The sequence below is a fragment of the Pseudomonas sp. MYb541 genome, from assembly GCF_037479595.1.
Taxonomy (GTDB): domain Bacteria; phylum Pseudomonadota; class Gammaproteobacteria; order Pseudomonadales; family Pseudomonadaceae; genus Aquipseudomonas; species Aquipseudomonas canadensis.
This window is the reverse complement of the sequence record NZ_JBBGYS010000075.1, coordinates 1-16,553: the sequence shown is the minus strand read 5'-3', so window position 1 is coordinate 16,553 and position 16,553 is coordinate 1. Positions and strand designations below refer to the sequence as shown.

Here is a 16,553-nt window from a genome sequence, read left to right as displayed (position 1 = left end):
AAGCTAAAAAAATTTTAAAAATTATCTTGCGCGCAAAACATTAGCGCTATACATTCGCCTCACCAACTAGTTAGCGCGCAAACATTTAGCGCTAAAAATCTGAGGAAAACACCATGCAAACGCTCTATACCGCAGTAGCTACCGCCACCGGCGGCCGTGATGGTCGTGCTGTTTCCAGCGACAACATCCTCGACGTCAAGCTCTCCACCCCCAAAGAACTGGGCGGTGCCGGTGGCCAGGCCACCAACCCTGAACAACTGTTCGCTGCCGGCTACTCGGCTTGCTTCATCGGCGCTCTGAAATTCGTCGCCAGCCAGACCAAACGCAAAATCCCGGATGACGCCTCGATCACTGCCCACGTCGGCATCGGCCAGATCCCCGGTGGTTTCGGCCTGGATATTGACCTGCACATCAGCCTGCCCGGCCTGGCTCAAGACGATGCGCAAAGCCTGGTCGACGCCGCTCACCAAGTCTGCCCGTACTCCAACGCCACCCGTGGCAACGTCGATGTACGCCTGCACGTGACTGTCTAAATGACCTCGGCCGCCCCTGGAGAACGCAATGAACACAATTGGTAAAGCACTCACCGGCACCCTGCTCGCCCTGTCCGTCACCCACGCCTTTGCGGCGCCAGGTGAAGTTGAACGCAACACCCAAGCTTTTCTGGATGTGTTGAACGCCGGCACCGGCAAACCGATGGAACAACTGACGCCCAAGGACGCCCGTGCTGTTCTGACCGGCGCCCAGGCGGGTGTGAAGCTGACCTTGCCAGCCGCAGATGTGAGCCAGAAGACCATCCAGGTCGATGGCAAGCCGTTGGACCTGACCATCGTGCGTCCGGCCGGGGTCAAGGGCACCTTACCTGTGTTCATGTTCTTCCACGGTGGCGGCTGGGTGCTGGGGGATTATCCAACCCATGAACGCCTGGTGCGGGACTTGGTCGTGGGTTCGGGGGCGGTGGCGGTGTTCGTCAATTACACGCCTTCGCCGGAAGCGCATTATCCGGTGGCGATCAACCAGGCCTACGGCGCCACAAAATGGGTGGCCGAGCATGGCCAAGAGATCAACGTCGATGGCAAGCGCCTGGCGGTCGCGGGCAACAGTGTCGGCGGCAATATGGCAGCGGTGGTCAGCCTGATGGCCAAGGACAAGGGCACCCCGGCCATCAAGTTCCAAGTGTTGTTATGGCCAGTGACCGACGCCAACTTCGACACCGGTTCCTACAACCAATATGCCGAAGGTCACTTCCTCACCCGCAACATGATGAAGTGGTTCTGGGACAACTACAGCACCGACGCCAAGCAACGCGCCGAGATCTACGCCTCTCCGCTGCGGGCCAGCATTGATCAGTTGAAGGGCCTGCCGCCCGCCCTGATCCAGACCGCCGGCGCCGACGTGCTGCGTGACGAGGGCGAAGCCTACGCCCGCAAGCTGGACGCTGCCGGTGTGCCGGTGACCGCCGTGCGCTACAACGGCATGATTCACGACTACGGTTTGCTCAACGTGGTCAGCCAAGTCCCGGCAGTTCGTTCCGCACTGCTCCAGGCCTCGGATGAGCTGAAGCAGCACCTGAAGTAAAAAGTAACGCCCACGAAAAAGCCCGACTCAAGGTCGGGCTTTTTTTCGTATCGGCGGGGCCAGAATTACTTCTTGGCGCGGCCTTTGTACGAACCGCCTTCGCGGGTGTCGATCTCGATCAGGTCGTCGATTTCGATGAAGTCAGCGACTTGCAGCTCGGTGCCGTTAGCCAGCTTGGCAGGCTTCATGACTTTGCCCGAAGTGTCGCCGCGAGCAGAACCTTCGGTGTAGGCCACTTTACGCACGATGGTGGTCGGCAGCTCTACGGAAACCAGGCGCTCTTCGAAGAAAATAGCTTCGCAGACGTCTGCCATGCCTTCTTCGATGAACGGCAGAACGGCTTCGATGTCTTCAGCGTTCAGCTCGTACATGGTGTAGTCGGTGGTGTCCATGAACGTGTAGGTGTCGCCGCTGATGAAGGACAGGGTCGCTTCTTTGCGGTCGAGGATCACGTCGTCCAGCTTGTCATCGGCGCTGTACACGATCTCGGTCTTGTAACCGGTCAGCAGGTTCTTCAGCTTGGTCTTCATGATTGCGCTGTTACGACCAGACTTGGTGAACTCAGCTTTCTGAACCAGCCAAGGGTCGTTTTCGAGACGGATCACTGTACCGGGTTTCAGTTCTTTACCAGTTTTCATTGCATATATCCGAAATTTGGATGGGATTTACAAAATTCAAGGTGGCGTATCATATCCAACTTTCATAAAACTGCACCAGCGCCGTCGCAAGATCGGCCTGCAAACCCTGTTCCAGACACCATGCTTCGGCGTGCAGATTCACTTCCGGCCAGTGTTCCAGCAGCATTTTCCACGGTTGGGCCATGTCGCCCTCCGTGTTCCAGGCCTGCCAGAGACCGATCAAAGCAGCGCTTGCCGCTGGAGACAAGTCGGCGGTGTACAGCTCCAGGAAGGCATCGAGTTTGTCGAGATGGATGTCTTCGTCCTGTCGGTAAATGTGCCAGAGCAGCGGACGCCCGGCCCATTGGGCACGCACGAACGAGTCTTCGCCGCGCACGGCATTGAAGTCGCAGCACCACAGCAAGCGGTCGTATTGTTCCTGGCGCACGAAAGCGATGACCTGCACCGTCAGCGATCCGCGTTGCTGGATATCCCCTGCGACCAGCCGGTCCACACCGAGCCAGCGCTGCACGTCGCCCAGGATACGTCCCTCGGGGACCAACAGATGAGTGGCACACCCGTCCGTCGATAACACGTCCAGCCAACTGGCCAGCCCCGCGTTTTCGTAGGCGAAAAGTGAGATCAGCCGCGCATCCAGTGCGGGAACTATGCCCAAGGCTTGCAGGAAGTCTCGCTGCGCGCCGGCATCCTGCTGAAACGCCCTACGCCGCTCCAGTAATCCCGACTCACGCAACAGACCGCCGGTGCCGGGTCGGAACCCAGGAAAGAAGAAGTACTTCTGCACGCCCTTGAATTTCACCGACGGCAGCCGATGGCAGCCCACCACCCAGTCTTCGGCACTCAGGTAATCCAGGTTCATCCACAACGGCACACGTTCGCGCTCGGCCATGGCTTCCATATAGTCGGGCGGCAACTGACAGGCGAACGCGGCAATCACTACGTCGGCTGCCGGCGCCTTCACCCACTCGGCCGGCCAGTGGCGCACTTCGACGCCTTCCTGCCATTGCAGGTCTTGCTGCACATCGATTTGCGGGCACATGCGCTCGAATGCCCGCAGGTCATCGACCCACAGGCACACATCGCAGGCGTGCTCCGCCACCAATTGCCGAGCCAGGCGCCAGGTCACGCCGATATCGCCGTAGTTGTCGACGACGCTACAAAAAATATCCCAGCGGGCTTTCATTCCGGGCTCCAATGCTCAAAGGCTCGATTGTCCGCATAAATGTGCGGATGCAGAAGGCTTGATCGCGATTATTCTGCACGGTGGCTGTGCGACAATCGCCGCCACGCCGTTTATGCCCGCCAGGAGGCCATCATGTCCGATCGTCCGTTATCGCTGTTCAAGCTAAGCGCTGCTATCGCGTTTGGCGTGTGGCTGGGGTTTATCGCCCTCGCGCTGACGGCTTGGCTGGCCTCGCGCTACCTGTTCCCGCAAAGCCTGGCGCCGGTGGCCCAGGCCGTGCAGCAATTGGGCAAGCCAGCGGTGGTGGCACCTGAACCGCCAAACCGCATGTTCGAGCAATACCAGCAGAACCTGCAGAAGCAGGAACAGCAGCAAACCCTGGACCAGGCCCGCAACAATGCGCGCAACCTGTCCAACCCCAAATGCCAGTTCTGGCTGCAACAGGACCAGAACGCCCCCAACGAAAAGACCCGGGCCAATGTCCTGCAATTCTGCGATTGATGACCAATGAATAAACATGCCGTACACCAGCTGGTATTAGAGAAGCTCACCCTCGATCTCGATATTGCCCAACGCGCAGCGCAGACCGCTTACGAAACCGCGACCCACGAAGAAAACATCGCGGAGAACAAATACGACACCCTGGGGTTGGAGGCTTCCTACCTGGCGGCGGGGCAAGCCAAACGCGTGGAGGAGATCAAGCAGGCGTTGGTGTTGTGCCAGAACATGCAACTGCGGGCCTTTGATGATCAACGCGGTATAGAAATTGGCGCGCTACTGGGCCTGGAAGACGAGAACGGTCGCCAGCAATGGCTGTTCTTGGCGCCAGATGCGGCAGGTTTGAAAGTGGATGTGGTCGGGCAACCGGTCACCGTCATCACCCCGCGCTCGCCGCTGGGCAAAAGCCTGCTGGGCAAGTTCGAAGGCGATGAGGTGGAGATTCTGGTGGCGGGCGCTCGGCAACACTTCACGGTTACCGACGCCAAATAACCTGTAGGAGCGCATTCATTCACTTAATGGACGGGCAGCTCAACGCCATCAAACAACGCTTCCAGTTCCTGCTTGTTGTGGCACTGGATCGCCTTGGCCATGACTTCACGGGTCAGGTGCGGCGCAAATTTCTCGATGAAATCGCACATGAAGCCACGCAGGAAGGTGCCACGACGGAAACCGATCTTGGTCACGCTGGACTCGAACAGTTCGCTGGCATCCAGCACCACCAGATCTTTGTCGAGCGCCGTGTCAACCGCCATTTTGGCGACGATACCCACGCCCAGCCCCAGGCGCACGTAAGTCTTGATCACGTCGGCGTCGGCCGCAGTGAACACCACTTTAGGCGTAAGGCCGCGATGGCTGAAGGCTTCGTCGAGCTTGGAGCGGCCAGTGAAACCGAACACATAAGTCACGATCGGGTATTCAGCCAAGGCTTCCAGTGTCAACTTCGGCAGCTTGGCCAACGGATGACCTTGAGGCACGACCACGCAACGGTTCCAGCGATAGCACGGCATCATCACCAGATCACCGAACAGCTCCAAGGCCTCGGTAGCGATGGCGAAATCGACAGTGCCATCGGCGGCCATCTCGGCGATCTGCATCGGCGAGCCCTGGTGCATGTGCAGCGCCACATCCGGGTACTGCTTGATGAAATCGCGGATCACCGGCGGCAATGCATAACGCGCCTGGGTGTGGGTGGTAGCGATGGACAGGGTGCCTTTCTTCTCGTTGGAGAATTCCTGGGCGATCTGCTTGATGCTTTCGACTTTGCGCAGGATCTCGCCAGCGGTGGTGATAATGCGCTCACCGGCCGGGGTGACGCGGGTCAGGTGCTTGCCGCTGCGCGCGAACACTTCGACGCCCAGCTCGTCTTCGAGCAGGCGGATCTGCTTGCTGATACCGGGTTGCGAGGTGTACAGGCTTTGAGCGGTAGCGGAAACGTTGAGGTCGTGGTGCGCCACTTCCCAGATGTAGCGCAGTTGTTGAAGCTTCATATGTGTCCCTCAAAGCAGATAGACGCCACGGGTATCAGCGACGGTATATAACTATATTAAAGGTTCGATGGATAAATCTAGAACTTTTTATCGTTTTCACCCATCACACGTCATCACTGCGGCGACGTTGCAATGAGGGCACCAGGTAAACCGGCACCGTAGACAACTGCAGCACCCGTGCAGCGGTGCGCCCCAACGGGGTAGCCGCTGCGGTTGCATGGCTATGACTGCCGACGATCAACAGGTCCACGGAAAGTTTGCGCAGTTGGTCGAGAATCACCTCGCACGGATCCCCCTGGATCACCCGTACCGAGCGAATCAACTTCAGGTCTTGCTCGCCTTCCCCCAACTCCTCGCGAAAACTGTCTAGCACCCGTTGCTCGATCGTCGCCATCACCGTGGTCAGCCCCTGGCTCTGCCACTCATTCAGGGCCTTCTCATCAAGGTAGCTCTGTAGCACCGATTCGGCGAACAGCCCAATGGGCTCGACCACATGGATCACATACAGGTCCGCCTTGAACGTTCGGGCCAGCGCCAGCGCATGTTGCATCACATAAGGCGCGTACAGACCGAGGTCTGTGGCGTACAGCATCGAACGGATCATAGAACCCCCTGGAACTGCCAGGATGGCGGAGATGAAATCAGCTTAGCAGTGCCTTGCTGACTTCGACTGACTTAGCACTTCAGCTCATTACTGATGCCATGGGGAACATGCCCGGTGGCGACGAACTCCATGGCCTTCTCGCAATGCCCGGCCTGGTCATCAAAAAACACATCGGCGGCGAAGGCTTCCAAAAATGCGGATTTTTCCAGGCCACCGAGGAACAACGATTCGTCCAGGCGGATATCCCACTCGCGCAAGGTTCGAATCACCCGCTCATGGGACGGCGCGGAACGGGCGGTGACCAGCGCGGTGCGGATCGGACAGGCTTCGTCCGGAAACTCGCGCTGCAACAGGTTGAGCGCTGCCAGGAACCCCTTGAAAGGGCCGCCATGCAAAGGCTGGCGCGCCGACTCCCGTTCACTGGCCTGGAATGCTTCCAGTCCGCCAGCCTGATAGACCCGTTCGGACTCATCGGAAAACAACACCGCGTCGCCGTCGAAGGCAATGCGCAGTTCTTCGCTGGAGGCGCGGTTCGGGCCGCCGGACAGAATCGTCGCCGCCGCAAACCCGGCATCGAGGGCACTGCGCACATCTTCAGCATGGGTCGAGAGAAACAGATGACAGCCAAACGCGGCCAGATAAGGATAAGGACTACGCCCGCCTACGAAAGCGGCGCGGGAAATGTCCAGGCCGTAATGCTGGATTGAATTGAACACGCGCAGGCCGGTGTCCGCGCTATTGCGCGACACCAGCACTACTTCGACCCGGGCACGGCCGAGGCTGGCATTGAGGCTGAGCAGCTTCTTGACCAGCGGGAAGGCGTCACCGGGCTCGAGGATTTCCTCCTCGTGTTCGATCTGGTACTGGCGATAGGTCTCGACCCCTTCGGCCAGGTAGACCTTGTGGCTGTCACTCAAGTCGAAGAGTGCCCTCGATGAAATCGCCAGCACCAGTTTGTCGCCCAAACCCTTTGCCATAATGTGTCCCCCCCGACTCAGCGGTTATGCCGATCAATGAAACTCAAGGCCTGGTAAAGCGCCTGCATCCGCGGCAGTTCGCAACCTGCAGCCTTGGCGGCAGCGAGTGGCCTTGCGTAGATCGCCTCCAGTTCAAGCGGGCGCTTGTGCACGTGGTCGTGATACATGCTCGGCAGGTAGTCGTCCATGGTTTCGGTCATGGTGAACATCTGCTCGGCGTAACTCTTGGGGATTTCATGGCCGCAGGCGTGAGCGCCCTGAACCACTTCGGCCATCAGCGCCTGGATCAGCTCGCGGCTGGATTCGTCAGCCATCATCGCCGTGGTGCCTGTTCCGAGCAACACGGAGAGGCCGTTGTAGGGCACGTTCCACACCAGTTTGTGCCAACGGGCCTGATGCACATTGGCCATGGCCTGGGACTCGATGCCGGCCGCGTGAAACAGCGCTGCCCCGGCTTCGACAATCGCCTTTTGCGCATCCTCATCATTGGCCGCCGTGCCGCTGTGATAACCCAGGTTGACCCGGCCTAACGCCTGGTGCTCGATCACGCCGGGGGCAGAGCGGTGCACGCCGATGTAGCACAGGCCGCCAAGCAGGTGCAACGACGCTGGCAGGTGCTCACGCAGGCTGTCTTCGACATCGAGGCCGTTTTGCAGTAGCACCACCTTGGCGTCCGGCGCCGCCACTTGGGCGATGGTCGGGGCCAGGTCGACATTGCCGGTGGACTTGGTGCCCACCAGCAACCAGTCGCACGGCGGCATATCGGCGGCGCGGGCATATGCCTGCACCGGGTGCAGGTGCAAAGGGCCATGCACCGTGCTATTCAGTTGCAGGCCGTGCTCGCTGACCGCCGCGTATTCACTGCGCAACAGGAAGTGCACATCGAAACCGGCACGCGCCAGCATCAATCCATAAAAACCACCGATGGCGCCGGTGCCGATGATGCCAATGCGGGGTGCTTGTGCGGTCATGGCAGATCCTCTGGAGTGCGGGTAAGCGCTTGATGGATGGAGTCGTTTAGATCAGTAGGTGTAAGACGCGTCTGTAATTGCCCGAGGAATTGACCCTCGCACACCACGAACAACGCCGGCAAATGAAAGATCTGGTAACGTTCGACCGCGCCACCGTTGTGCCCGGCGTCCACCCAGCACACGCGGTCAACCGGCAACGGCCAGCCTGGTAATTGCTGGCGTGCCCAACGGCAACTGGAACAACCCACGCTGGTAAACACAACCAGCGAAATACCTGGCAATCCCAGCAATTGCTGGTCAATATCCAGGTCGGTCAATTCCAGTTCCTTCACTATACTGCTGCCACCGCCGTCAATTGGACGGTGCTCGGAGTCCGTGTACATGGGTCGTTTTTTACCTCACCCTGATGATGTCGCTGTCGAGTTAATCCAACGTCCCTCTCCTGCCATCCCCCGCCAACGCCTGCACACGGCCGGCTTGGGCGGCATCGCTTGCCATTGGCCACGTGCCTGGCGCGAAGGCACGGCGGTTGATCTGCATATTCCCTCCCTCGGCGCCAGCGCGCGTTATCCGGGCTACGTGGCATGGTGCCGCAAGGTGGAGAACGGCTACCGTGTCGGTGTCTCGTTTACCGATGAACATGCGCTGTTTGGTGCACGAATGGGTGAGCAAGCATGCCGGATAGAGCGCTACTGCCGCCAGCACGAAGACGCCGAACCCACTCCCCAGCAACTCGAAGCCTTGGCCCGCGAGTGGGTATCGCGCCATGCCAGCGAGTTCTCCCATGAGGCCTTTGTGGCGCCGGCGCTGGATTAAAGCGGGCTTTGCCCATTGTCGCGGGCCCGTGTTACGCGCTAAGGTTCCTCCCCCCTGCATTCAAATCATGCTGTGCTCCGCCGCACGGGGATGGCTGGCGGCCGGCACCCGTGACCCTGACGAGTAACACGATGGCTGATTTACCGATCAATGACCTAAACGTCGAATCCAACGAGACCCTGATCACGCCCGATCAGCTCAAGCGCGAGATCCCTCTGAGCGACGCTGCCCTGCAGACCGTCACCAAGGGCCGCGAAGTCATCCGTGACATTCTCGACGGCACCGACCACCGCCTGTTTGTCGTCATCGGGCCTTGCTCGATCCACGACCTCAAGGCTGCCCACGAGTACGCCGAGCGCCTCAAAGTGCTGGCGGCGGAAGTGTCCGACACCCTCTACCTGGTGATGCGCGTCTATTTTGAAAAACCGCGCACCACCGTCGGCTGGAAAGGCTTGATCAACGACCCGTACCTGGACGACTCGTTCAAGATCCAGGACGGCTTGCACATCGGTCGTCAGTTGCTGCTGGACCTGGCCGAGATGGGCCTGCCCACCGCCACCGAAGCACTGGACCCGATCTCCCCGCAGTACCTGCAGGACCTGATCAGTTGGTCGGCCATCGGCGCACGCACCACTGAATCCCAGACTCACCGTGAAATGGCGTCCGGCCTGTCTTCGGCCGTGGGCTTCAAGAACGGCACCGACGGTGGCCTGACCGTGGCGATCAACGCGCTGCAATCGGTCTCCAGCCCGCACCGTTTCCTGGGTATCAACCAGGAAGGTGGCGTGTCCATCGTCACCACCAAGGGCAACGCCTACGGTCACGTGGTGCTGCGCGGCGGCAACGGCAAGCCCAACTATGATTCGGTCAGTGTTGCGCTGTGCGAACAGGCACTGAACAAGGCCAAGATCAAGCCGAACATCATGGTCGATTGCAGCCACGCCAACTCCAACAAGGACCCGGCCCTGCAGCCGCTGGTGATGGAGAACGTCGCCAACCAGATCCTGGAAGGCAACCAGTCGATCATCGGCCTGATGGTCGAGAGCCATCTGAACTGGGGCTGCCAGGCGATTCCTAAAGACCTGGCCGACTTGCAGTATGGCGTGTCGATCACCGATGCCTGCATCGACTGGGCCGCCACCGAAAACACCCTGCGCAGCATGCATGCCAAGCTCAAGGACGTTCTGCCTAAACGCAAACGCACCTGACTTTAAACTGCGCACACAAAAACGCCGGGCTAAGCCCGGCGTTTTTCATGGTGTTGTTTACGGTTTACAGCTTCGCGGCATGGCGCTGATGGCGCTCCATGTAGCGTTCGACATAGGAGCAGGACGGGATCACCGTGTAGCCAGCCTCTTCGGCGAACTTCAAGGCTTCCTCGGTCAGTGCCGCCGCAATCCCACGGCCCCGCAGTGCGTTGGGCACGAAGGTCCGATAGATATCCAGGGTCTGTTTGCCGAGGTCCATATAGGTCAGATAGGCACGATGACCGTCCACATTGGTCTCGAACTGATGACCAGCCTGGTCATGGTGGATGGACAACGCCTCGCTCATCACTACTCCTCGCGGGTCTTGGTTTCTGACCCCTACCTTACCGATGTTTTTCCGGCGAAGGAACATCTACGCCACCCCGTGCCGGTTTCGACAACGAGAAAACCCTGAGCGCTTACAACCAGCACGTAGGGAATAGTAGGCACCAATCCTGAAATTGCTCAAGGCGCACTCGTCATCCCCTGCCGCTGGTGGATATAGAAAGGGCTCCGATCAACCTGGGATCGAAAGCCTGAACATTGCCGGCAGTTGAACCTTAAGACGAACAGGCGCTCTTAAAGTCACCTCTACATGCGTAAAAGATGCTGGGCAACGCAAAGCCAGGCTGAACGAAAGTGTCAGCGTGGATATATAAATTTTCATCTGTTTACAAGGCTTAACACATGCGGGCCGGCCCTTTCAGCCTGGATCCAATTCTTGCCTGTTTGAAAAAAATTGGACGGTTTTTATACAAACCTCCAAAAGATTAGCCAAAATAGATTCGGCGCGAGAATTTTTTTTGCTTCTTGCGCTACGTCAGTTTACTTACTACAAGTAATGGGTAGTATGTACGCCGGCTATTAGCTCACCCTGGGCGAACTAGCCATCTAATAGAAAGTCCTTGAAGGGGAACACGATGAACAACGTTCTGAAATTCTCTGCTCTGGCTCTGGCCGCAGTTCTGGCTACCGGTTGCAGCAGCGTCTCCAAAGAAACCGAAGCTCGTCTGACTGCAACTGAAGACGCAGCAGCTCGCTCCCAGGCCCGTGCAGACGAAGCCTACCGTAAAGCTGATGAAGCTCTGGCTGCTGCTCAAAAAGCACAACAGACTGCTGACGAAGCTAACGAGCGCGCTCTGCGTATGCTTGAAAAAGCTAGCCGCAAGTAATAATCCCTCGGGGTTGTTATCAAGCCGATCCATTTATGGGTCGGCTTTTTTATTGCCTGGGGTTTGTGCCCGAATCGCGGGCAAGAAAAAGCCCGCCGTAGCGGGCTGTTGATCAAACAGCGTTACTGCTGCAGATCGATCGGCGCACTGGCGGCCACCGAGGCTGCGCCAGGCACGCCGATTTCTGTCGGCAAGCCGTCTTCCGCCGCAACCACGTCACGCACCTGGTCCCAGTTCACGCGCAATTGGTTGGCCAAGTCTTCACGCTTGAGCAAAGCGTTGATGACGGCGGTGTGTTTGTCGACCACCGACGGCGTCCCGTCATCATTCAACGGCGTATGCGCTTCAAGGTAGACCTTGCCGCCACTGCGACCGAACTTGTAGGCGTCGTTGATGATGCGCACCGACGTCCCCACCGGCACCATGCCCGCCATCTCCAGCACGTTGTTGTTGAACATGCGGAAGCAGCCGTGGCTTGTACGCGTGCCGATACCAAATTTCATGTTGGAACCGTGGATCAGGTAACCCGGCGTACCCAGGGTGAACTTGAACGGGCCCAGCGGGTTGTCCGGACCGGCCGGCACCACGTTGGGCAACGGGTCGCCGTTGGCGGCGTGCTCGGCCTTGATCGACGCAGGCGGCGTCCAGGTCGGGTTGGGGGTCTTGGCAATGATGCTGGTGTGGGCGATCGGCGAACCCCAGCCTTCACGACCGATCCCCAGCGGAAACGTGTAGACCACGTTCTGGCCCTTGGGGAAGTAATAGAGTCGATATTCCGCCAGGTTGATCACAATGCCTTCGCGCGGGCCAGGCGGCAGGATGAAGCGCGTCGGCAACACGATCTCGGTGCCCGCTCCCGGCAACCAGGCATCCACGCCTGGGTTGGCCGCGACCATCTCCGAGTAACCCAGGTCATAGGTGGTGCCCAGGTCGGCAAAGGTGTCTTCGTACTTGGCCTTGATCACCTGGACCTGGCCGACGATGTCTTCACCCGGTGGTGGCAAGGGCAACTGCAGGGCTGACGCAGAACCGGCCGCACAGAGTGCAGCGAGAGACAGGCAGCAGGTGACGACGGAAAGGCGCGACAACATCCGGTAAATCCTTCGCAGAACGACGGGTAGGTAAACATCGATTGTATACGTGAAGCGCGCTTCTAGCTGCCCCCTACAACTCGAAACGCAGTTCCGGCCAGATCGGCGGCGTGCCCCGCTTCTGGGACTCCAGGATAGCGCGGCACAAAGGGCACAGGCGCTGGTCCTGGAAGATCGAACGATCGACCCGCGACCAACGCGGTTGCGCAGGCAATAATGTGCCGCACAGTGTGCGATCAATGGAGCCGCCCAGTTCCAGTTGACGCGCCACCAGATGCACCCGCACTTCCTGGCAGGCGAACAGATCCAGCTGCTCGTCCGGCTCGATCAGTTGGTAGTTAAACAGGGACCAGGCAGGACGCGACATCAGGGGCTCCAAATCGGGGGGGCGCCACCTTAGCCGAAAGCCTGCCGGTAGAAAAGCGTCATAGCAGCGGTTTTAGCGTCGGCCAGACATTTTCCAGCAACTTGCCCTGAGCACCGACCGCCGGGTGCAGTTGATCGGCCTGCATCAGCTCCGGGTGCCCGCCCACGCCATCCAGAAAAAACGGCACCAGCGGGACGTTTTTTTCCTTGGCCAGCACACCATAGACTTCGGCAAATGCAGTGGTGTATCGCGGGCCATAATTGGGTGGCAACTGCATCCCCAACAACAACACCTTGGCCCCGCCGGCCTTGGACTGGTCAATCATCGACGCAAGATTTTGTTGCAATTGCGCAGGCGGCTGCCCGCGCAGGCCATCGTTACCGCCCAGCTCGATCACCACCACGTCCGGCTTATGCTCTGCAAGCGCCGCCGGCAGCCGCGCCAGGCCTCCGGCACTGGTGTCGCCACTGATGGAGGCATTGACCACTTTATCGTCGAAACCTTCCTGCTTGAGCCGTTGCTGCAACAGGGCAACCCAGCCTTTGCTGGTATCCAGGCCGAAACCGGCACTGATACTATCGCCAACGATCAGGACTGTACCCGCCGCTGCGTTCTGGGCCATGCACATCAAGGCCAGGCCAGCACTCAAAAACCACATTCGCATCGGATTCTCCATGGGCGCAAGCATTCTCACCGCGCGGAACCTTAGCAAAGTGGTTCCCAGCGCGGAAGGTGAACTGACTATCCTGCACGAACTGAGCCTGGAACTGAACAAGGGCGATAGCCTGGCTATCGTCGGCAGCTCCGGCTCCGGCAAATCCACCCTCCTCGGCCTGCTGGCCGGCCTCGACCTGCCCAGCAGCGGCGAAGTCACCCTGGCTGGACAGGCGCTCAGTACCCTCGACGAAGACCAGCGCGCGCGCATCCGCGCCGAGCACGTAGGGTTCGTGTTCCAGTCCTTCCAACTGCTCGACAGCCTCAACGCGCTGGAAAACGTCATGCTGCCGCTGGAGCTGGACGGCCGCAAAGACGCCCGCGAACGCGCCCGGCACCTGCTGGAACGTGTCGGCCTGGGCCAACGCCTGACTCACTCGCCACGCCAACTCTCCGGTGGCGAGCAACAACGGGTAGCCATTGCCCGCGCCTTTGCCGCGGAGCCGGACGTGCTGTTTGCCGATGAACCCACCGGCAACCTCGACAGCCACACCGGCGAGCGGATCAGCGACCTGCTGTTCGAACTCAACAAAGAGAGCGGCACGACCTTGGTGCTGGTCACCCACGACGAGCGCCTGGCCCATCGTTGCCGACGCCTGATCCGCCTTGAAGCCGGCCTGATGGTCGCGCCCCTGGAGCCTTGATGGCACGTTTGCCGCTATTGCGCCTGTTCAGCCTTGCCATGCGCCAACTGCTGCGCGACGCCCGCGCCGGTGAATTGCGCGTGTTGTTCTTCGCCTTGCTGGTGGCCGTGGCCGCCAGCACCGCCATCGGCTATTTCGGTGCGCGCCTCAATGGTGCGATGCTGTTGCGCGCCACCGAGTTCCTCGGTGCCGACCTGGTACTTGAAGGCAGCTCGCCAGCACGGCCAGAGCAAATCCGCTCAGGCACTGAACTGGGCCTGGATCACGCCCGCGTCGTGGAATTTTCCAGCGTCATTGCCACCGATAACGGCATCCAGCTCTCCAGCATCAAGGCGGTCAACGAGCAGTACCCGCTGCGCGGCGAACTGAAAAGCGCGGCTGCGCCCTTTGGTGATGAAACCCCAGGCGGCGGACCGAAACCCGGTGAAGCCTGGGTGGAAGCGCGACTGCTGACGGCACTGGACCTCAAGGTCGGCGACAGCATCGATGTGGGCATGAAGACACTGCGCCTGGCCCGCGTGCTGACCTACGAGCCGGACCGTGCCGGCAACTTCTACAGCCTCACGCCGAGAGTGATGATCAATCTGGCAGACTTGGACGCCACCGGTGTGGTGCAGCCCGGCAGCCGCGTGAGTTATCGCGAACTGTGGCGCGGGCCGCAGGGCAGCACCGTGCTGCAGACCTATCGTGACCTGGTCAGGCCGGGGCTCGCCGCAAACCAACGCTTGCAGGACTCCCGGGACGGCAACCAGCAGATCGGCGGTGCCTTGGGCAAGGCCGAGCGTTACCTGAACATGGCCAGCCTGGTGGCAGTGCTGTTGGCCGGTGTGGCCGTGGCACTGTCGGCCAATCGCTTCGCCACCCGACGCTTCGACGCCAGTGCCTTGCTGCGTTGCCTGGGATTGTCGCGACGTGAAGCCATGTTGCTGTTCAGCCTGCAACTGAGCGTACTGGGACTGCTGGCGAGCCTCACCGGTGCCCTGCTCGGCTGGCTGGCGCAGTTTGGCCTGTTCTATTTCCTCCATGACCTGCTGCCGGCAGACGTACCTCCCGGCGGGCTGCTACCGGCAATCGCCGGGATCGGCACCGGGCTGGTCGCCCTCGCCGGCTTCGCCCTACCGCCCCTGGCTGCACTGGGTCGCGTGCCACCGCTGCGGGTCTTGCGACGCGACCTGCTGCCGATCCCTTCCAGTACCTGGATGGTCTATGGCGCGGCGCTGTTTGCCTTGGGCCTGATCATGTGGCGCCTGAGCCTCGACCTGGTGCTGACCTTCGCCCTGCTCGGCGGCGGCGTGGTGGCTGCGCTGGTACTCGGCGGCCTGCTCCTGCTGCTGTTACAAAGCCTGCGTCGCTTGCTGGCGCGCGCCTCGTTGCCGTGGCGACTGGGCCTGGGCCAACTGTTGCGTCATCCACTGGCGGCAGCTGGTCAATCCCTGGCATTCGGTTTGATCCTGCTCTCCATGGGCTTGATCGCCCTGCTGCGTGGCGAGCTGCTCGACACCTGGCAAAACCAACTGCCCAAGGACGCCCCCAACTATTTCGCCTTGAATATCCTGCCGGCTGACAAGGACGCGTTCGGCGCCCGCCTGCTGGAACTGCAGGCACAGTCCGCGCCTTTGTATCCGGTGGTGCCAGGTCGTTTGATCAGTATCAATGGCGAGCCCGTGCAGGAAATCGTCAGCAAGGACTCCAGCGGCGATCGCGCGGTACAACGTGACCTGAGCCTGACCTGGGCTGCCGACCTGCCACCAGGCAACGCCCTGACCGCCGGTTCGTGGTGGTCACAGCAACCCACCGATGAAATCCCCGGCGTATCGGTCGAGGCCAAGGTGGCGCAAAGCCTCAAGCTCAAACTCGATGATCACCTGGTGTTCACGGTAGGCGGGGAAAACCGTGAAGCGCGGGTGACCAGCCTGCGGACCATCAACTGGGATAACTTCCAGCCCAACTTCTTCATGATTTTCCAACCAGGCACCTTGAAGGACCTGCCCGCCACCTACCTGACCAGCTTTTACCTGGCGCCTGGGCACGACCAGCAGATCGTCGACCTGTCCCGTGCTTTCCCGGCGGTGACCATCCTGCAAGTCGAGGCACTCTTGGAGCAGTTGCGCAGCATCCTCGCCCAAGTGACCCTGGCGGTGGAATACGTACTGCTGTTTGTCCTGGCGGCGGGAATGGCGGTGTTGTTCTCCGGCCTCCAAGCCACCCTCGATGAGCGTATCCGCCAAGGGGCGCTGTTACGTGCACTGGGCGCGGAACGCAAGCTGCTGGTCAAGGCCAGGCGTATCGAGTTCGGTTTGCTGGGTGCCGTGAGTGGCCTGCTCGCAGCGCTGGGGACCGAGCTGGTGACCTTTGTACTGTATCGCTATGCGTTTGACCTGGCCTGGCAGCCTCATCCGTGGCTGTTGTTACTGCCGGTAATCGGTGCCGTATTGATCGGCGGTGCCGGTGTATTCGGCACCCGCCGCGCACTCAACGCCAGCCCGCTGACCGTGCTACGCGAAGGATGAAACAGTCGGGGGGGGGGGGGGGGGGGGGGGGGGGGACGGGGGGGGGGGGGGGG

20 protein-coding genes are annotated in these 16,553 nt (G+C 60.3%); 9 read left to right on the top strand and 11 right to left on the bottom strand.

From position 1 onward, the window contains the following. Window positions 1-113: 113 nt before the first annotated feature. Together WH299_RS29270 and WH299_RS29265 are read left to right on the top strand one after the other, a co-directional pair. Complete coding sequence (locus WH299_RS29270; RefSeq protein ID WP_010176159.1) at window positions 114-533, top strand: organic hydroperoxide resistance protein; 420 nt, start codon at window positions 114-116, stop codon at window positions 531-533. Between the two features lie 28 nt (window positions 534-561). After that, the gene (locus WH299_RS29265; RefSeq protein ID WP_339551988.1) at window positions 562-1,578 is read left to right on the top strand and encodes an alpha/beta hydrolase; all 1,017 of its coding nucleotides are present in this window, start codon (window positions 562-564) and stop codon (window positions 1,576-1,578) included. A gap of 65 nt (window positions 1,579-1,643) precedes the next feature. Here the strand turns inward: WH299_RS29265 and WH299_RS29260 are convergent, their stop codons facing one another. Next, entirely contained in the window at window positions 1,644-2,216 is a 573-nt protein-coding gene (locus WH299_RS29260) for an elongation factor P (protein WP_122725160.1), read from the bottom strand. A gap of 49 nt (window positions 2,217-2,265) precedes the next feature. After that, window positions 2,266-3,399 carry an elongation factor P maturation arginine rhamnosyltransferase EarP gene (gene earP / locus WH299_RS29255; protein WP_339551987.1) on the bottom strand — a complete coding sequence of 378 codons (1,134 nt, stop codon included), beginning with the start codon at window positions 3,397-3,399 and terminating at the stop codon, window positions 2,266-2,268. A 132-nt stretch (window positions 3,400-3,531) separates the two neighbouring features. On the opposite strand from earP, the gene WH299_RS29250 reads away from it, so the two are divergent. Next, window positions 3,532-3,900 (top strand): hypothetical protein, encoded by a 369-nt coding sequence (locus WH299_RS29250; protein ID WP_028615644.1) that lies wholly within the window; start codon window positions 3,532-3,534, stop codon window positions 3,898-3,900. A gap of 6 nt (window positions 3,901-3,906) precedes the next feature. Further along, a complete protein-coding gene (locus WH299_RS29245) occupies window positions 3,907-4,389 on the top strand; it encodes a GreA/GreB family elongation factor (RefSeq protein WP_122725156.1) in 483 nt (160 codons plus the stop codon). Between the two features lie 23 nt (window positions 4,390-4,412). On the opposite strand, the gene cysB is transcribed toward WH299_RS29245, so the two are convergent. From cysB to WH299_RS29220, 5 genes are all read right to left on the bottom strand, one after another. Next, on the bottom strand, window positions 4,413-5,387 hold the full coding sequence (gene cysB / locus WH299_RS29240) for an HTH-type transcriptional regulator CysB (protein ID WP_010211864.1): 975 nt from the start codon (window positions 5,385-5,387) through the stop codon (window positions 4,413-4,415). A gap of 103 nt (window positions 5,388-5,490) precedes the next feature. Then, on the bottom strand, window positions 5,491-5,991 hold the full coding sequence (locus WH299_RS29235) for a universal stress protein (protein ID WP_028615641.1): 501 nt from the start codon (window positions 5,989-5,991) through the stop codon (window positions 5,491-5,493). Window positions 5,992-6,062: 71 nt separating this feature from the next. Further along, on the bottom strand, window positions 6,063-6,968 hold the full coding sequence (locus tag WH299_RS29230) for a 5'-nucleotidase (protein WP_339551986.1): 906 nt from the start codon (window positions 6,966-6,968) through the stop codon (window positions 6,063-6,065). A 17-nt stretch (window positions 6,969-6,985) separates the two neighbouring features. Then, entirely contained in the window at window positions 6,986-7,939 is a 954-nt protein-coding gene (locus tag WH299_RS29225; protein WP_323625080.1) for a putative 2-dehydropantoate 2-reductase, read from the bottom strand. Further along, window positions 7,936-8,322, bottom strand: coding sequence for a thioredoxin (locus tag WH299_RS29220; RefSeq protein WP_122725150.1), 387 nt, complete (start codon window positions 8,320-8,322; stop codon window positions 7,936-7,938). The genes WH299_RS29225 and WH299_RS29220 overlap by 4 nt, the downstream gene beginning before the upstream one ends. Between WH299_RS29220 and WH299_RS29215 the strand changes: the two genes are divergently transcribed. Both WH299_RS29215 and WH299_RS29210 read left to right on the top strand, forming a co-directional pair. Next, window positions 8,321-8,755 (top strand): PilZ domain-containing protein, encoded by a 435-nt coding sequence (locus WH299_RS29215; protein ID WP_122725148.1) that lies wholly within the window; start codon window positions 8,321-8,323, stop codon window positions 8,753-8,755. The two genes, WH299_RS29220 and WH299_RS29215, sit on opposite strands and share 2 nt — an antisense overlap. 131 nt (window positions 8,756-8,886) lie before the next feature. Further along, the gene (locus WH299_RS29210) at window positions 8,887-9,963 is read left to right on the top strand and encodes a 3-deoxy-7-phosphoheptulonate synthase (RefSeq protein WP_016975370.1); all 1,077 of its coding nucleotides are present in this window, start codon (window positions 8,887-8,889) and stop codon (window positions 9,961-9,963) included. Window positions 9,964-10,027: 64 nt separating this feature from the next. Here WH299_RS29210 and WH299_RS29205 read toward each other — a convergent pair whose 3' ends face one another. Further along, window positions 10,028-10,309: a GNAT family N-acetyltransferase gene (locus WH299_RS29205; protein ID WP_003189869.1), complete on the bottom strand. Its 282-nt coding sequence runs from the start codon at window positions 10,307-10,309 to the stop codon at window positions 10,028-10,030. Window positions 10,310-10,922: 613 nt separating this feature from the next. On the opposite strand from WH299_RS29205, the gene oprI reads away from it, so the two are divergent. Then, window positions 10,923-11,174, top strand: coding sequence for an outer membrane lipoprotei OprI (gene oprI / locus WH299_RS29200; RefSeq protein ID WP_003172710.1), 252 nt, complete (start codon window positions 10,923-10,925; stop codon window positions 11,172-11,174). 122 nt (window positions 11,175-11,296) lie between these two features. On the opposite strand, the gene WH299_RS29195 is transcribed toward oprI, so the two are convergent. The 3 genes from WH299_RS29195 to WH299_RS29185 form a co-directional block, all read right to left on the bottom strand. After that, window positions 11,297-12,265 carry a L,D-transpeptidase family protein gene (locus tag WH299_RS29195; RefSeq protein ID WP_078047546.1) on the bottom strand — a complete coding sequence of 323 codons (969 nt, stop codon included), beginning with the start codon at window positions 12,263-12,265 and terminating at the stop codon, window positions 11,297-11,299. A 73-nt stretch (window positions 12,266-12,338) separates the two neighbouring features. Further along, on the bottom strand, window positions 12,339-12,632 hold the full coding sequence (locus WH299_RS29190) for a hypothetical protein (protein WP_010211879.1): 294 nt from the start codon (window positions 12,630-12,632) through the stop codon (window positions 12,339-12,341). Between the two features lie 58 nt (window positions 12,633-12,690). After that, the gene (locus WH299_RS29185; protein WP_016975368.1) at window positions 12,691-13,296 is read right to left on the bottom strand and encodes an arylesterase; all 606 of its coding nucleotides are present in this window, start codon (window positions 13,294-13,296) and stop codon (window positions 12,691-12,693) included. Window positions 13,297-13,306: 10 nt separating this feature from the next. Here WH299_RS29185 and WH299_RS29180 point away from each other — a divergent pair, with 10 nt between their 5' ends. Beyond that, window positions 13,307-13,990 carry an ABC transporter ATP-binding protein gene (locus tag WH299_RS29180; protein WP_005786391.1) on the top strand — a complete coding sequence of 228 codons (684 nt, stop codon included), beginning with the start codon at window positions 13,307-13,309 and terminating at the stop codon, window positions 13,988-13,990. Further along, complete coding sequence (locus tag WH299_RS29175; RefSeq protein WP_339551985.1) at window positions 13,990-16,500, top strand: ABC transporter permease; 2,511 nt, start codon at window positions 13,990-13,992, stop codon at window positions 16,498-16,500. The genes WH299_RS29180 and WH299_RS29175 overlap by 1 nt, the downstream gene beginning before the upstream one ends. Window positions 16,501-16,553: the final 53 nt, after the last annotated feature.

What these genes read in the sequence shown, in the direction of transcription:
- WH299_RS29270 (WP_010176159.1), top strand. Translation starts at nt 114, where the DNA reads ATGCAAACGCTCTATACCGCAGTAGCTACCGCCACCGGCGGCCGTGAT.
- WH299_RS29265 (WP_339551988.1), top strand. Translation starts at nt 562, where the DNA reads ATGAACACAATTGGTAAAGCACTCACCGGCACCCTGCTCGCCCTGTCC.
- WH299_RS29260 (WP_122725160.1), bottom strand. Translation starts at nt 2,216, where the DNA reads ATGAAAACTGGTAAAGAACTGAAACCCGGTACAGTGATCCGTCTCGAA.
- earP (WP_339551987.1), bottom strand. Translation starts at nt 3,399, where the DNA reads ATGAAAGCCCGCTGGGATATTTTTTGTAGCGTCGTCGACAACTACGGC.
- WH299_RS29250 (WP_028615644.1), top strand. Translation starts at nt 3,532, where the DNA reads ATGTCCGATCGTCCGTTATCGCTGTTCAAGCTAAGCGCTGCTATCGCG.
- WH299_RS29245 (WP_122725156.1), top strand. Translation starts at nt 3,907, where the DNA reads ATGAATAAACATGCCGTACACCAGCTGGTATTAGAGAAGCTCACCCTC.
- cysB (WP_010211864.1), bottom strand. Translation starts at nt 5,387, where the DNA reads ATGAAGCTTCAACAACTGCGCTACATCTGGGAAGTGGCGCACCACGAC.
- WH299_RS29235 (WP_028615641.1), bottom strand. Translation starts at nt 5,991, where the DNA reads ATGATCCGTTCGATGCTGTACGCCACAGACCTCGGTCTGTACGCGCCT.
- WH299_RS29230 (WP_339551986.1), bottom strand. Translation starts at nt 6,968, where the DNA reads ATGGCAAAGGGTTTGGGCGACAAACTGGTGCTGGCGATTTCATCGAGG.
- WH299_RS29225 (WP_323625080.1), bottom strand. Translation starts at nt 7,939, where the DNA reads ATGACCGCACAAGCACCCCGCATTGGCATCATCGGCACCGGCGCCATC.
- WH299_RS29215 (WP_122725148.1), top strand. Translation starts at nt 8,321, where the DNA reads ATGGGTCGTTTTTTACCTCACCCTGATGATGTCGCTGTCGAGTTAATC.
- WH299_RS29220 (WP_122725150.1), bottom strand. Translation starts at nt 8,322, where the DNA reads ATGTACACGGACTCCGAGCACCGTCCAATTGACGGCGGTGGCAGCAGT.
- WH299_RS29210 (WP_016975370.1), top strand. Translation starts at nt 8,887, where the DNA reads ATGGCTGATTTACCGATCAATGACCTAAACGTCGAATCCAACGAGACC.
- WH299_RS29205 (WP_003189869.1), bottom strand. Translation starts at nt 10,309, where the DNA reads ATGAGCGAGGCGTTGTCCATCCACCATGACCAGGCTGGTCATCAGTTC.
- oprI (WP_003172710.1), top strand. Translation starts at nt 10,923, where the DNA reads ATGAACAACGTTCTGAAATTCTCTGCTCTGGCTCTGGCCGCAGTTCTG.
- WH299_RS29195 (WP_078047546.1), bottom strand. Translation starts at nt 12,265, where the DNA reads ATGTTGTCGCGCCTTTCCGTCGTCACCTGCTGCCTGTCTCTCGCTGCA.
- WH299_RS29190 (WP_010211879.1), bottom strand. Translation starts at nt 12,632, where the DNA reads ATGTCGCGTCCTGCCTGGTCCCTGTTTAACTACCAACTGATCGAGCCG.
- WH299_RS29185 (WP_016975368.1), bottom strand. Translation starts at nt 13,296, where the DNA reads ATGCGAATGTGGTTTTTGAGTGCTGGCCTGGCCTTGATGTGCATGGCC.
- WH299_RS29180 (WP_005786391.1), top strand. Translation starts at nt 13,307, where the DNA reads ATGGGCGCAAGCATTCTCACCGCGCGGAACCTTAGCAAAGTGGTTCCC.
- WH299_RS29175 (WP_339551985.1), top strand. Translation starts at nt 13,990, where the DNA reads ATGGCACGTTTGCCGCTATTGCGCCTGTTCAGCCTTGCCATGCGCCAA.